The 14,373-nt window shown below is 69.6% G+C and carries 14 protein-coding genes and 1 riboswitch; of the genes, 4 read left to right on the forward strand and 10 right to left on the reverse strand.

Going from position 1 to position 14,373, the window contains the following annotated elements:
• The 9 genes from ACWGIU_RS11325 to ACWGIU_RS11365 form a co-directional block, all read right to left on the reverse strand.
• On the reverse strand, window positions 1-906 hold a 906-nt coding region (locus ACWGIU_RS11325; protein ID WP_453704627.1), incomplete at its 3' end, for an ABC transporter substrate-binding protein.
• Window positions 907-918: 12 nt separating this feature from the next.
• A complete protein-coding gene (locus tag ACWGIU_RS11330) occupies window positions 919-1,704 on the reverse strand; it encodes an ABC transporter ATP-binding protein (RefSeq protein WP_453704603.1) in 786 nt (261 codons plus the stop codon).
• On the reverse strand, window positions 1,704-2,810 hold the full coding sequence (locus ACWGIU_RS11335; protein ID WP_453704605.1) for a FecCD family ABC transporter permease: 1,107 nt from the start codon (window positions 2,808-2,810) through the stop codon (window positions 1,704-1,706). Before ACWGIU_RS11335 ends, ACWGIU_RS11330 begins: the two co-directional genes overlap by 1 nt.
• Window positions 2,811-2,913: 103 nt before the next feature.
• A riboswitch (cobalamin riboswitch) is annotated at window positions 2,914-3,056 on the reverse strand.
• 461 nt (window positions 3,057-3,517) lie between these two features.
• The gene (gene fxlM, locus ACWGIU_RS11340; protein ID WP_453704607.1) at window positions 3,518-5,692 is read right to left on the reverse strand and encodes a methyltransferase, FxLD system; all 2,175 of its coding nucleotides are present in this window, start codon (window positions 5,690-5,692) and stop codon (window positions 3,518-3,520) included.
• A gap of 112 nt (window positions 5,693-5,804) precedes the next feature.
• The gene (locus ACWGIU_RS11345) at window positions 5,805-6,128 is read right to left on the reverse strand and encodes a hypothetical protein (protein WP_453704609.1); all 324 of its coding nucleotides are present in this window, start codon (window positions 6,126-6,128) and stop codon (window positions 5,805-5,807) included.
• Window positions 6,125-6,256, reverse strand: coding sequence for a hypothetical protein (locus ACWGIU_RS11350; protein ID WP_453704611.1), 132 nt, complete (start codon window positions 6,254-6,256; stop codon window positions 6,125-6,127). The genes ACWGIU_RS11345 and ACWGIU_RS11350 overlap by 4 nt, the downstream gene beginning before the upstream one ends.
• The gene (locus ACWGIU_RS11355) at window positions 6,247-6,561 is read right to left on the reverse strand and encodes an NUDIX domain-containing protein (protein ID WP_453704613.1); all 315 of its coding nucleotides are present in this window, start codon (window positions 6,559-6,561) and stop codon (window positions 6,247-6,249) included. The genes ACWGIU_RS11350 and ACWGIU_RS11355 overlap by 10 nt, the downstream gene beginning before the upstream one ends.
• 29 nt (window positions 6,562-6,590) lie before the next feature.
• The gene (locus tag ACWGIU_RS11360) at window positions 6,591-7,475 is read right to left on the reverse strand and encodes a phosphotransferase (RefSeq protein ID WP_453704615.1); all 885 of its coding nucleotides are present in this window, start codon (window positions 7,473-7,475) and stop codon (window positions 6,591-6,593) included.
• A gap of 184 nt (window positions 7,476-7,659) precedes the next feature.
• Window positions 7,660-9,600, reverse strand: a complete 1,941-nt coding sequence (locus tag ACWGIU_RS11365; RefSeq protein ID WP_453704629.1) for an ATP-binding cassette domain-containing protein — start codon at window positions 9,598-9,600, stop codon at window positions 7,660-7,662.
• A gap of 368 nt (window positions 9,601-9,968) precedes the next feature.
• Between ACWGIU_RS11365 and ACWGIU_RS11370 the strand changes: the two genes are divergently transcribed.
• From ACWGIU_RS11370 to ACWGIU_RS11380, 3 genes are all read left to right on the forward strand, one after another.
• The gene (locus tag ACWGIU_RS11370; RefSeq protein ID WP_453704617.1) at window positions 9,969-10,529 is read left to right on the forward strand and encodes an NUDIX hydrolase; all 561 of its coding nucleotides are present in this window, start codon (window positions 9,969-9,971) and stop codon (window positions 10,527-10,529) included.
• A gap of 764 nt (window positions 10,530-11,293) precedes the next feature.
• A complete protein-coding gene (locus ACWGIU_RS11375) occupies window positions 11,294-11,521 on the forward strand; it encodes a helix-turn-helix domain-containing protein (protein ID WP_453704619.1) in 228 nt (75 codons plus the stop codon).
• 142 nt (window positions 11,522-11,663) lie between these two features.
• Window positions 11,664-12,472, forward strand: a protein-coding gene (locus ACWGIU_RS11380) for an IS5 family transposase (protein WP_453704621.1) whose coding sequence is annotated in 2 segments (ribosomal slippage) — window positions 11,664-12,012 and window positions 12,012-12,472 — 810 coding nt in all. Because the reading frame shifts where the segments join, the coding sequence is not laid out codon by codon here.
• A 22-nt stretch (window positions 12,473-12,494) separates the two neighbouring features.
• Here ACWGIU_RS11380 and ACWGIU_RS11385 read toward each other — a convergent pair.
• Entirely contained in the window at window positions 12,495-13,085 is a 591-nt protein-coding gene (locus tag ACWGIU_RS11385) for a TetR/AcrR family transcriptional regulator (protein ID WP_453704623.1), read from the reverse strand.
• A gap of 62 nt (window positions 13,086-13,147) precedes the next feature.
• On the opposite strand from ACWGIU_RS11385, the gene ACWGIU_RS11390 reads away from it, so the two are divergent.
• Window positions 13,148-14,005 carry an alpha/beta fold hydrolase gene (locus tag ACWGIU_RS11390; protein WP_453704625.1) on the forward strand — a complete coding sequence of 286 codons (858 nt, stop codon included), beginning with the start codon at window positions 13,148-13,150 and terminating at the stop codon, window positions 14,003-14,005.
• Window positions 14,006-14,373 lie beyond the last annotated feature (368 nt).

Below are 14,373 nucleotides of genomic sequence, written 5' to 3' on the forward strand. Positions count from 1 at the left end.
GACGCCGGCGAGCGGCGGATAGGACTTCAGAAACTTCCGCTTCTGTTCCGCGGTGGTGTCGCCGTAATCGTTGATCACGATCACCTCGGGGTCACGCTCGACCACGGTCTCCCAGCCCACCGTCGCCCAGCTGTCCTTGAGGTCCTTCATGACGTGATCGCCACCGGCCTTGGTGATGATGTCGTGCGGCCCGGCGTACAGGCCCGAGGTCAGCGGCTTGTCCTGCCCGTCGTCATAGAGGAAGACGCGCGGACGGTCAGCCCCCTTCAGGGCCTTCGCCTCCGCTTCGGCCACCTGCTTCTCGAAACCCGCGATCAGGGCCTCCGCACGGTCATCGACGTCGAAGATTCTTCCCAGGTTCCGCAGGTCGGTGTACAGAGCTTCCAGCGGCGGCATCACCCCGCGTGCCTTTCCCTGCCCGTTGCGGCACGATTCACTCAGCAGGTACGAGTCGATGCCCACCTTCTCCAACTCGGCGGGGCTGAAGCCCTCCCCCTCGTTGAAGCCGTAGTTCCAGCCCGCGAACACCAGATCGGCGCGGGCGTCAAGGACCAGCTCCTTGTTGATCGTCTTCTGCGAGAGCCACTTCGTCTTCTGGTAAGCGTCCTTCCAGGGAACGGATGTGAGATCGCCCCTGTCGTCGGGCATCACATAGCCCGCCATACGGTCCTCAAGCCCCAGCGCGAACATGATCTCGGTGATACCGACGTCATTGGTGACCACGCGCTGTGGAGCCTTGTCGTAGCTCTTCTTCTGGCCGCAGTTCTCGACGGTCACCGGATAGTGGCCGCCGCGAGCCTTGGCATCACCACCCTCCCCGTCCCGAGGGGTGACCTCCGCGCCGCATCCGGTGAGCACCAGGGCGGCAGCGAATGCGAGTGCGGCGGGGCGTACGAGGTTCGGCATGGCCATGACTCCTCAGGAAGCGGGCTGAGTGGGCAGGAGACGGTCGAAGAGCAGCTGTACGGCGCCGGACTCCGGATGCGGTACCCGGTGGGCCCGTACGCCGAAGACCTCGGCCAGCAACTCGGGCGTGAGCACGTCGTGCGGAGCGCCGGAAGCGACGATTCGGCCGCTGTCGATGACGTAGAGGAGGTCGCAGTGGAGCGCGGCGAGGTTGAGGTCGTGCAGCGCGGTGAGCACCGTCAGCCCACTGCCGCGCACCAGAGCCAGCACTTCCAACTGCTGGGCGATGTCGAGGTGGTTGGTGGGCTCGTCGAGCACCAGGACGCGGGGCTGCTGTGCGAGTGCGCGGGCGATCAGGACCCGCTGCTTCTCGCCTCCGGAGAGGGTGAGGAAGCCGCGGTCGGCGAGGTGGCCGGCCCCGACCCTCACCAGCGCGGCCTCGCACATCCTCCGGTCTTCGTCGGTGGCCCGGGCCACGGACCGCTGGTACGGCAGTCGCCCCATCGCCACCACCTCCGCGACCGTGAAGTCGAATTCGGTGACCGCTTCCTGGGGCAGGGCGGCCAGCCGACGGGCGCCTTCGCGCGCACTCAGGGAGTGCAGGTCCTCGCCGCCGAGCAGGACCGTACCGGCGGAGGGGCGCAGGGCGCGGTAGACGCAGCGCAGCAGGGTGGACTTGCCGCTGCCGTTGGGCCCGACGAGCCCGACGACCTGCCCGTCGTCCGCGCGTAGCGTGGCCTCCCGTACCAGCCGCGCGCCGGCGATTTCGACCGTCAGTGCATCGATGTCGATCCGCATCACGCGCCTCCGAAGGTGTAGGAGCGGCGGCGCATCAGCAGGACGAAGCACGGCACGCCGATGGCGGCGGTCAGCACGCCTACCGGCAGCTCGACGGGTGCGAGCACCACCCGGGACAGGATGTCCACCCAGATCAGCAGGACGGCGCCCGCGAGTGGGGCGACGGCCAGCAGCCGGCGGTGGTCGGCGCCGACCAGCATCCGTGCGGCGTGCGGGACCATCAGGCCGACGAAACCGATCGCACCGCTCACCGCGACCACGGCACCCGTGACGGCGGCACAGACCAGGAACAGCTCCTTGCGCAGCCTCCCCGCGTCCACCCCCAAGGCCGCCGCGGTCTCATCACCCATCGCCAGGGCGTTCAGGCGACGCGCTGACACAGTGAGGTGGGCGAGGCCGGCGAGCACGGCTCCCGCGGCGATCGGCACGGAGGCCCAGCTGGCTCCGCCGAGGCTGCCGAGCAGCCACATCATCGCGGAGCGGGCCGCCTCGCCGCGTTCGGCCGCGAACACCATGAACGTGGTGACGGCCGAGAAGCCGTAGTACATCGCGGTGCCCGTCAGGACGAGCCTCAGCGGGGTCAGGCCATCAGCGGTGCGGGCGATCGCGTACACCAGCGCCATGGCGAGGAGCGCGGAGAGGAAGGCCGCCGTGGACAGGGCCCACAGACCGAGAGCGCCGAAGGCCCCGAAGAGGAGGACGGCATTGGCACCGACGGCCGCGCCCGAGGATATGCCCAGGACGAACGGGTCGGCGAGGGCGTTGCGGACCATGGCTTGCACGGCGACGCCGATCGCCGACAGGCCGGCTCCGACGACCGCGGCCAGCACGGCTCGGGGGAAGCGCAGTTCCCACACGATCGTGTAAGCCGGCGCTTCGTCATGCGCTATGGAACCGCCGGTCAGTCCCGCCCACAGAAAACGCAGTACCTCGCCCCAGGACAGTCCCGACGCCCCCATCCCCGCCCCACACACGATGGAGAGCACAAGTGCGACGGACAGGGTGACGAAGAGAAGGGGCAGTGATACGTGCTTGGGCGCGGGGCCGACGCCGGTAGGCGCCGTGTGAGGTGGCGCGGCTGGTTCAAGTTCCAGGGGTGTGGCCACGGGCGGATCGCCTTCGCCTCAGGCCGTGCCCTACATGAGGACAGGAGCGGCCCGGGACGCGGGGCGCCCTGCGCAGCGCCTTCTCGCAGTCCACGGCGAATTGACAGGAGCCTTCATCACCGCGGGTAATCGGGCTCACGGAGCCGCATGTGCGGCTCCGCCTACCGTTGCGGGTCAGCGCCGGACTTCGACCGGACTTCCCCCGTGGGACGGTTTGCAGCATAACCTGCACGCAGGGCCTCCTTCGACACCGAACCGCAGATCGAGGGGGCCCGCGTTGCGTCTGGCGAGCGGCAGGATCGGAGGCGTGGGTCGGCCAACTGACCACGCGTGGGCCCACGGATCCGAAACGAAGAGCTGTGCACCGCCTCCGTGGCCTCGGCACCGCTGAGCCGTTGTGGTGGAGGCGAACTCGGAAATCCGGCGTGGCGCCGCTGATCGAGACCCGCCGGGCGGCGGCCGCGTGCGCGCGACGCATCCGTTCTTGATCATCACGCTCTGTCGGTGCGACGAACCGGCGAGGGCGTCCTTGGCGAAGGAACGGCGGCCGGGCGTCCTGGCCTCAACGTCGCCACTCTCCACCACACCGGCGCCCGGACGGTAAGGCCCGCGAGATCAAGGGCGTCGGACGCGGTTCAGCCGGCCTCCGGGATTCGCCCGGGCACGGATGCCGGACGGCACCGCCTGGCGTACTGCCCGTTCCACCGTCACACTCCCTCCGTCACGACGTCGGCCTCGGGGTGCTCAACAGGCCGGGGCGGCGGCACGTCACGTCCGGGCCAGCGGAACACCAGGCGGCAGAGGTCCTTGTCCAGGACGTCGCCGGCGGGCAGCGCGTCGTCGGGCGTGCCGGCCGGGTGGACCGTCAGGACGGGATCGGAGTGTTGCTCGTTGTCGTCTGCGCGGATGTGGCGGTCCCAGGACCGGACCGTGGCCGCCAGCCGCTCGGCGAGCGCGGGTCCCTGCTCGCCGAAGGCGTGGACGGTCCACTCCCACTCCTTGTCCTGCGGGTTGTCGCCGTCCTTGGTCTGGACGTGGATCAGGTAGGCGAGCGAGGCGTCGCCGACGATCGCGGGGGCGTCGCGGTCCTTCGCGATGCCGGTCACACCCTCGTCCGGTTCCTGGTGGGCGGCCAGGCGGCAGAAGCCCGACAGGGTGGTGGCCGCGTACAACTGCAGGGAACCGAAGTAGGCGTTCGCCCCCATGGTCACGCCCGTGGGGACCTCGTACCGCGGCCCGCGCAGCGCCTCCAAGCCCGTCGTATCGGCGGCGGTGCCGTGCTCGAAGCGGACCGTCAGCCCGCCGTCGAGGAGGGCGAGGACCGGGATGGTGCGAGCCTGCTGTCCTTGGTCGCGGACGAAACCGCAGTACGTGAAGTGACGGGCGCGCAGCACCTCGCCGTGCCGCTCGAAGGTGATCGCCCGGGTGTAGCCGCCCATCTCCAGCGGCAGGACCAGACGGCCGCCCTCGGCCAGCTGCTCCCGCCAGGCCGGGGCGATGTCCCAGCAGTTGTAGGTGATCATGCCGGCGTCGAAGCCGCCGCGCGGCACGAGGTGCCCAGGTGCGCCGAGGGCGGCGTCGGCTTCAACGGCGGAGACGCGGCCGCTGCCGGCCTCCGTGAGGAACCGGCGGGTGCGGCGCACGACCCACGTGTCGATGTCGACGGTGACCACGCGTCCGCCGGGTCCGGTGACGTGGGCGATCAGCTCGGCGTTGTAGCCGCCGGATCCCGCCTCGAACACCATCGCGTCCGGCTCCAGGCCCAGGTGCTCGATCATGTCGGCCTGAAGCCAGGCCGCAGACACCGAGCTGATCGCCGTCCCGGCCTCGTCGTAGCGGGTGATGACGGCCCGGTCGCCGCCGTCGTACGCGGCAGCGAGGTTCGCCTCCGGGGCGAAACGGTGCCGGGGCACGGTCCACAGCGCCTCCTGCACCAGCGCGGAGGGGGCCCAGCCGCCGTCGGTGACCATCTGAGTCATCGACGCGCGCAGCCTGGCGGCCTCCGCCGGCACGGGCGGCTGGTCGGCGGCGATGAGGTAGGAGGTCGCCGGCGGCACGCCGGGAAGGACGCCGGGCCACACGGCGTCGAGCGCGAGAGCGGCCGGGGCGAACACGTCCCCGACGCAGCCGAGGGCGTGGAGGTCGAAGAACTCCCAGCGGTCGAACTTATCCGGCTCGGGGTTGGCCAGAGTGCCCGTCCAGGCGGTGATGCGGACGACGGCCGTCAGCCGCGGGACCCCGTGGCTGTCGTCGACCAGCATCGTCACCACGTGCGCGTCGGCCGGATCGGCGACCAGCCCGGTCTCCTCGGCGAATTCGCGCACCGCCGCGGCGGCGAAGTCCTCCGGGCCGGTGGTCTTGCCGCCGGGCAGCTCGAGCATGCCGCTCCGGGAGCGGCCCAGCAGGACCCGGCCAGCGTCGTCGGTGACGACGGCGAGGGCGCCGGTCAGGGCGTGACCGATGGTCGGCCGCTTCTCGACGGCCCGGGCGTCGAGATGGCACGGCCCACGCAGGACCAGGAAAGCCAGACCGTCCGCGTCCAACCGCTCCACCGTGGCCCAGCCCGCACCGAGCAGCGTGATCTCGTCCTCGTCCAGGGCGATCCCGCGCCGCTCCGCGGGGGTGTTCTCGACGACCGGGGTGATGGCGACGAGTGCGCCGCCGTCTCGCAGCCGCTCGCCCAGCCCGTGAACGATCTGGCCGCGGTCTCGCACGAACGGGTATACCAGCCGCAGCGTGATCAGGTCGTATCCCTCCTCGTGTAGCGGGGCCGGGTCGTCGCGCTCGATGTCCAGCTGTAGCCAGCGCACGCCCTCGACGGCGGCGTGCTCTTCGCGGGCTCGGGCGATCGCGCTGTCCGTGAGGTCGACGGCGTAGCCCACCCTGGCCAGGTGGGCGGCCAGCTCCCCGGTCCCGCAGCCCGAACGGCGTACCGCGGTATCGACTCCAGCTCGACGACCGAGCCGACACGAGGCACATCGGCCTGGCCCTCGATCAGCTGGCGGTACAAATCTTGCAAGACACACTTCCTCGAAGGCGTAGATCATCCTGCTTCATGATCAGAGACTCGGTGCAGTTAATACACCGGTCCGAGAGCGCACCGGCCGGGAGCGCCACGACGGCGTTCGGCAGTTGGCCGAGGAAGGCGAGCGCGGCGATCTGGGTGGTGGAGGCGTGGAGTTCCAGTACGGCCAGGGTGGGGAGGGCGACGGTGCTGACCGCGGATCCGGACAGGCTCGCGCACTCACTGGCGACCAAGCGGCGCAGATCCGGGGAGGTGACCGTCGAGGCCTTGGCCGTCTGGGTGGACGTCGTCACCCGGCCTCACCGCCCAGCAGTTCCGGGGCGATCACGTTGGCGTAGAGCCGGCCGGTGGCGAAGTGGGTGAGGACCGCGTGGGTAAAGGGGTGGCAGTCGGGCGGCGGCGCGGCCGGGTCTACCCACACCAGCTCGGTGTGCGTGCCCGGCTCGCGGTTGTACGGGTGCCATCCCACTCCCGCACCGAGAAGGCGCCGATCACCCGCTCACCGTCCGCCGCGTGGAAGTGGAGGAGCTGGCAGAACCGCAGGCGGTCCGGGCTGATGTGGATGCCGACTTCCTCGGCTAGCTCGCGCGCCGCTCCCTCGTCGAGGAACTCGCCCTCCTCAAGGCGTCCTCCGACGACCGTAAGCATTTCGGGGGAGTGCCACGACGTCGCCTGGTGCCGGACGGTCAGGATCCGGCCGTCGGCGGGACGCTGCAGCAAGATCATGACGTTACCGATACTCCGGTGCACGGCGCTCACGGCTGTTCCTCCCTCATGAGCCGGTCCAGGGTCCGCCGCCCCCGGGCAGTGACCTCGGCGTCGCCGTTGTCCGGGCCCCAGGCCAGGCAGTTGACCGCGTCCAGCGCGGTCAGGCAGCGCAGCGCGTGCCGCTCGGCGTCCGACAGCTCCCGCCCGTAGGAGAGGAGGAACGCCTCCTCGCGGTCCGGATGGTCGGCCCACTGGGTGGTCGCGAGGATGACGAGGTCCTGGACACGGGCGGCCGGCCGGGACCGTTCGAAGTCGATGAGGGCGAGCCCGCTCGTGGACCACAGCCAGTTCCTCGGCTGGTTGTCGCCGTGGATATAGCCGACGGGTACCGGGCCGACGCGGCGAAGGCGTGCGGCATGGTCCCGGACCAGCTGCTGCTCGTCATGGTCGAGCCGGCCCCCGGCGCGAGCCAGGTACTTCTCTGCTCCGTCAGCGGCGGCGGGTAAAGAGGCTTCGGCCTCCACCCGATCGCTGCGGTCGAGTGGCCCGGCCTCGTGGAGCCGGGCGCAGAGCGCCCCGGCCTGTTGGTGCACGGTCCGCCACTCGGCGTCGCCCAAGCCGAGTTCTTTCACCGGGGCGCCGGGAACCGCGGTGAGCAGCAGGGCCAGGTCCTGGGCGCGGCTGTCGATTTGGTGGGGCGCCCGGGTGTGTCCGAGTGCGGGCACGATGTGGCGGTAGGCCCGGCTCTCGCGGGTGAAGAACTTCACCGAGGGCGAGACCTTCAGGTAGTGGTGCACCCCGCTCCCGCCCTCCAGGTCCCACACCCGGGAGCGGTCCCAGCTGTGCGAGGCGTCGCGGACGGACACGATGGGGCCGATCCGTTGTTCCGCCCAGTTCTGCAGTGCCGCGGGCAGCGGCTTCGCCGGGCTCATCCGGCAGACCTCGCGCCCGGGCGCGGGATGGCGGAGTGGCACGGCAACCCGCCATCAGATTCGGTGAGATCGGGGAACACGGTTCCTCCCGGAGGTGTCGGTCGGGTTGCTCGTCGGGGTGCCGGATCGGCCGACCCCGGCCATTGGCGGACGGCCGGAGTCGGTTCAGGACTGCGGGCGGGGATCAGGTCGTATCGGGCGCGCCGCCGGTGCGCTGCTCCAGTTCCCACAGGGTCCGGAATAGCCCGGGTTCGCGGGTGAGCTGCACGTACGTGCCTTCCTGGACGAGGCGGCCTTGGTCAAGGACGACGATCCGGTCGGCCACGGCGACGTTGGCGAGGCGGTGCGTGATCAGAAGGATGGCGCGGTCCTTGGCCAGGTCCCGCAGGCCGGTGAAGACGTGGTGCTCAGCTCGGGCGTCGAGGGCGGCCGTGGGCTCATCCATCACCAGCAGCTCGGCCTTCCGGTGAAAGGCCCTGGTCAGGATGACGCGTTGCCACTGCCCGCCGGACAGCTGGTGGCCGCCGAACCATTCGCTGGTCAGGAGGGTGTCGAGGCCGGAACGGAGGGCGGGCAGCATGTCCGCGGCGCCGGACGCCTCGCAGGCCGCCATGAGCGCGGCGTCGCTGGTGTCGCCCTGCCCCAGGGTGACGTTGTCGCGGAGGGTCAGCGGCAGGTAGGTGAACCGCTGCGGAGCCACCGCTACATGCTTCCACGCCTCCCACGGCTCCAGCCGCGCGGTGGTCTTGTGGTCCCAGGCCACTTCCCCGGAGGTCGGCAGCAGCAGCCCGCAGATCAGCCGGGACAGCGTCGTCTTCCCCGACCCGTTCTCCCCGACCAGCGCCACGATCTCCCCGCGCCGTACCGTCAGCGACACCCCGGCCAGGCTGTCCTTCTCCGCACCGTCGTACCGGTAGGTGACGTCGCGGACCTCGAATCGTTCCGGCGGCGCCGGCAGTACCTCGGAGCCACGCGAGGCCACCATCGCCTGCCCGTGCGCGTTGTCGATGAAGTTCTGCCAGTCCTGCACGTACCAGCCGGTGCGCACCAGCCGGGCCCCGCCGTTGATGATGCCGCGTACGGAGCCGGTCGCCGTCTGCAGGGCGAAGACCGCGCCGCCGCCGGCCGCCAGGTCCATCCGGCCGGAGATCAGGAGCCACAGCAGGGTCGCCCAGACCGCCGCCGAGGCGACTCCGCCGGCCGCCGCACCGGCCAGGCCCATCCAGGCTCCGGTGTTCGCGGCCTCGCGCTCGGAGACGTTGACGGAGGCGGCCAGGCGCCGGTAGCGGCCAAGGAGGAACGGGCCGGCCAGGCAGGCCCGCATCTCCTCGCTGGACTCCATGTAGGACATGTGCCAGCGCAGCTTGTGCAGCATCCGCCGGCGCCCCGACGTCTCCAGGCTCGCGAGATACACCACGCGGGCCGCGCGCACGTACGCGGCGGCCTGCGGCAGACACGCAAGGAGAAGCAGAGGCAACAGAACCGGATGGATCACGGTGAGGACCGTCGCGCCGGCGGCGAGGGTCGCCGTGGCGGCCAGCACGTCCTGGGCTTCCTCCACGAGATCGGGGGTGACCTGCGCGCCGCGGTCGGCGATGTCGTACTGGTCGTTGTACCCCGGCTTGTTGTTCGCCGCGGCCTCCGCGCCGAGAGCCGCCTCGACCATGCTGACCTCCGCGGCCCGGGCCAGAACCGGCCGCAGCCGCCCGGTCAACCAGGTCACCGTCACCCCCAGCAGGGCGCGCAGCCCGGCAGCCACCGCGATGACGGCCAACTGCGGAGCCGCCTCCCGCAGCCGGTCGGTGATGTCGCCGGAGGAGATCAGCGCGGTGAGGGTGCCAGTGACGGCGAACAGGCCCATCGCGGCCAGCACGCCGGTGCCGAGCTGGCACGCGAGCAGCCCAGCCGTTGCGCCCCGGTCCACCTGCCACGCCATCCGCAACGACCGTCGCACCAGCACGGGCAGACGCCGCGCCATCGTGATCGTCGTCATCTGCGCGCCGGCCTGGAGCCGGGACTCGTCCCGGTACTGGAACTCCTCCTCCTGCGCCACGCCCCCGCTGTCCGATGGAGTCCCATCCGCTTCGTCCATGCTCGGCTGTGCGGCTGTACTGCCCGAGGTCACGTCGATCCCCCTGTGGGTCGTCACGGCTGGTTCACGAGGCTCAACGACGCAACCCCCAATATCGAACACACGTTTTTCGGTCGGCCCTGAAGTCCCGGGATAGAGCGTTCGAGGAACCGTGGAACCTGCACCGACCCAGCTCCCGCAACGGCACTGCCACCAAAGGTGGTTGGCCGAATCGCCGAGGTTCCCAAGCGCCGCACGCCAACGGGCGCGTTGGTGCGTACAGGCCCCGGCGGACTTGTAGAGTGCGGGGCTTCCGGCACGCCACGACCCTTGTGGAGCTGACTGTGCACGTGCTTGGTGGCCGCCCTCAAGCGGCCCTCTCGGCGGGACCCCTCCTCGGGCCGAGCGGAGGGCGATGACCTGTGGCGATCACTGATTCCGACATCGCGGGAGTGCTCACCGCCTACCTTGAGCGCTACCCGCAGGAGGCCGGACAACTGGCGGAGCCGCTGCGGCTCCTGGCCGAAGGCCGGGGGTTCGCCTCGCGGCGGACCTTTCCGATGCACGTCACCGCCGGTGCGCTGCTGGTTCGGGACGGCGCTGAGGTCCTCCTGATCGAGCACCTCGCGTACGGGATCACTTTGCAGCCAGGCGGGCATCTTGAGCCGACTGACGGGACGCTGGTCGGCGCGGCGTTGCGGGAGCTGTCCGAAGAGACCGGCATCGACCCCGGCCAGGTCGTCCCCGTCTCGGCGCACCCTGCCTTCGTCGAGTTCGGACGGGTGCCGGCCAGGCCCGCGAAGGGTGAGCCGGACCACTACCACCTGGACTTCGGCTATGTCTTCACGACGGCCGACGCCGAGGTCGGGCGTATCCAGGAGTCCGAGGTGACCGGCGCCGCCTGGTACCCGCTGGATCTGGCGGAGCGCCTCGTCGGGCCCCGGATCGCGCGGGCGGTCACCACCTCGACCGGAATCAGGTAACCCCTCCGCCACCGGGAGCTCTCGTGGCGCGGGCAGGGAAGATGCCGTCGTAGACGACGCCTGGACAACCTCGTTCGGCGTCATACCTCCTCCGGGAGCTCGGCGACGATCACGAGCCAACTCGTCACCGTGACGTCGTCTGGCTTGGTCTGGGCGGTGGCCTCGGCGAGGATCGCCATCTTCTGCTCGTAGGAGAGGGCGCTTCACAAGTCGGCGGCCGATGCTCTGCATGGCGGCGGAACTGTCGAGGGAGACGACGGTGGCGTCGGAGGGGGCCAGGGCGAGGATCGCCTCGGCCGTCGTACCGGTGCCGCCGCACAGATCGACGATCACACGGCTGCGGGTGAGGCCGGCACGCGCGGCCAGGTCGCGGCTGGAGGCGCTGTATCACCAGGCTGCTGGCCGATGCCGGGCTGCATGTTGTCGCCGCAGAGGTCACCGGCCAGCACACCACGACCGCTGAGAGGGCAGCCTGGCTGTCCATCCCCGTCTTCGCACACCCCGAGCGAAAGGCCCTCTTCGACTGCAAGCTCCAGATTCAGGCGCTGACGATCGCTCGCGGCAAACACGGGAGGCAGAAGGTCCGACAGGTCTTCGTTGTGACCTTCCTGTGGAGGACTATCCGTCCTGGCTCGGGGTATCCCACCGTCATCACCGAAGCCCTGGCGGAGGCCGGCGCCGGTGAGGGCGTCGTACTCCAACGGGTTCCTACCGTTGGTCCCGGGGCCTCCAGCCGTCAGGTTCGCGCCCACGAGGGAGTACTGATGGAGGCGTTCGCGGCAACAGGTAGGGACAGCTTGCGGCACTACACGCCTGAGGAGGCGGCCGAGTTCCTACCCGTATCCGCAGCGACACTTCGACAGTGGATCTACGCCCGGAAGGTTCCGCACCACAAGCTGGGAGGTAACCCCTCCTTCAGCACGGAGGACATCCGCGCACATGTGTGCCATGTCGGCCGTAGCGCCATTGCCCGAACCCACACCTACGGCTAGCGGCGAAGCGGAGCCCCCACAACCCAGCGAGCCGACCAACCCGCAGCCCGGACCGTATCTCACCGTCGATGAAGCCGCGCTCATTCTTCGTTGCAGCACTAAGAAGTCATCTCATTTGGCCTTCGCAGGTAGGCTGTCAGTCATGGTGGGGATTGTTGAACGGCTGGTGCCGGACGAACTGTGGGAGCTGTTCCAGCGGGTGGTGCCGGAGGCGCCGTCGCGGCCTCAAGGCGGTGGGCGGCGCCGGCACGGTGACCGTGAGGTACTGGCGGCGATCGTGTTCGTGGCTACGTCGGGCTGTACCTGGCAGCAGCTGCCTTCGGCTTCGTTCGGGCAGTCGGGGGCGACGGCTCACCGGCGGTTCTCGGAGTGGAGCAAGGCCCGGGTGTGGGCCAAGCTGCACCGCATGGTCCTCGATGAGCTTGGCGCACGCGGCGAGCTGGACTGGTCTCGCTGCGCGATCGACTCCGTCAATATGCGCGCCCTCAAAAAGGGGACCTGACAGGTCCGAATCCTGTGGATCGGGGCAAGTTCGGCTCGAAGATCCACTTGATCACCGAGCGGACCGGTCTGCCCCTGTCCGTCGCGATCTCGGGCGCGAACCTGCACGACAGCCAGGCACTCGAGCCCCTCGTTCGTGGCATACCGCCCATCCGCTCACGCCGCGGACGCCGACGGCGCAAGCCCGGCAATCTGCACGCGGACAAGGGCTACGACTACGCCCACCTGCGACGATGGTTACGTGAACGCGGCATCGAGCACCGCATCGCCCGCAGAGGCACCGAGTCGCCACAACGGCTCGGCCGCCACAGGTGGGTCGTCGAAAGGACCATGTCCTGGCTCGCCGGCTGCCGCCGACTGCACCGCCGCTACGAGCGCAAGGCCGAGCACTTCCTCGCCTTCACCAGCATCGCCTGCACCCTCATCTGCTACCGCAGACTAGCCAAATGAGATGACTTCTTACTGTTCGAGATCAGTCCTCGCCGACCTGAGTGATGGCTGTGCGCAACAACTTGGCCATCGATCGGCCGGCCACCCGCAATGGTTCCGGATCACGGGTAGCCCGGCTGAGCATGAAAGCACCCTCCAGCATCATGACCATCGAGTACGCGAGGGACTGCGCCGTCTTCGGTTCGGCCACCCAACGGCCGAACCACCGCGTCGCCGTGTCGACCCACTCCTCGAAAACCTCCGCCGTCGCGACCCGCAACACCTCATTGCTGCTCGCGACCTCCAGGGCCACCGTCCCGATCGGGCATGCGTCGGCATAGTCGGCCGCTGCAAGGTCATCTGCGGCCGCTTCGAATGCGTGCACGAGGGATTCCACCGGATCCAGCACGCTGTCCAGCAGAGCCAGGACCATTCGGCCGTACTCGGTTCCGGACGTGCGGATCATGTCCTCGGCCAGTTGTTGCTTGCCCCCGGGGAAGAAGTGGTAGATCGAGCCGAACGGTGCGTCCGCCTCTGCCGCGATCCGCTTCAGGCCGGTGGCCGAGTAGCCGTGTCGGCGGAACAGTACCGTGGCGGCACCCTGGATCCTGGCTCGCGTGTCCGACTGTCCCATTGCCTTCCACCCCTTTCCCCTCCAAGGTTACAGTAGAACGATCTATCAAGTGGGAGGCTGGGATGCCGAGGATCGAGTTGTCGTCCGGACCGATCGACTACCAGGACACCGGGGGTGAGGGGCCTGTGCTGGTCTTCGGCCACGGTCTACCGATGAACGAGACCCAGTGGCGCAAGGTGGTCCCACTGCTGGACGGGTACCGCTGCGTCCTGCCCACGCTGCCCCTAGGTGGTCACCGTCAGCCGATGAACCCGGATGCCGACCTGTCCCAGCGCGGTGTCGCCCGGCTCCTGGGCGAGTTTATCGAGGGGCTCGGTCTGGGCCGGGTGACCCTCGTACTCAATGACTGGGGCGGGGGCCAGTTCCTGGTGTCGGAAGGGCAGGACCAGCACATCGCGCGCCTGGTGCTGGTGGCCTGCGAGGCCTTTGACAACTTTCCCCCAGGGCCGGCCAAGGCCATGGCGCAGGTGTGCAGGGTTCCCGGCGGCGTCTGGCTCCTGACGCGGCTCATGCGCGTTCCCGCCTTCCGTCACAGCCGGAGCGGATACGGTGGGATGAGCCTGCGTGGGGTCCCCGACGAGATCATGGACGACTGGTTCGCTCCCGCCACCCGCAGCAGGGCCATCCGCAGGGACTTCGCCAAATTCGCCACCGGGGCACCCGAACGCAAGGCCCTGCTCGCCTGGAGTGAGCGACTGCGTGACTTCGACCGCCCGGTACTGGTCGTCTGGGCTACCGAGGACCGGTTGATGCCGCGTGAGCACGGCCCCCGGCTGGCCGAGCTGTACCCGCAGGGCCGGCTGATCGAGATCGCCGGCTCGTCCACCCTCATCCCTGAGGACCAGCCCGAACGACTCGCCCAAGTACTCACCGACTTCCTGATCCAAACCGGAGCAGAACCGGTCCGACACGCCTCCTGAGCGCGGCGGCAGGCGGATCCGACAGCCGCTACCGCCCTCCCGCCAAGGTCGAAACTGCAAGCCGGGCCGGTGCCGCTTGGAGCCGGGCGAAGTGACGTACCGGATCACCCGACAGCGCCGGCTCGTGCACGAGGACCTGTACCGAGCCGGACGCCTCGTCCCCATCAACCCCCCACCAGACCGTCCATCGCCCCAGACAGCCTGCGGCTTGCGATCTTCGCTACTGGTGACAGGAAGGCTGCCGAAAGAGCACTTGTGACAAGACGCGTGCCTCACTGGTGACAACCAGCCTGCTTCGCCCGATCTCATTCACCAGCTCAACTGCTCTGCCGGTGACGACTGTCGTGCTTCGGCTCACAGAGTGAGCC

The organism is Streptomyces sp. NPDC054840 (genome assembly GCF_053611065.1).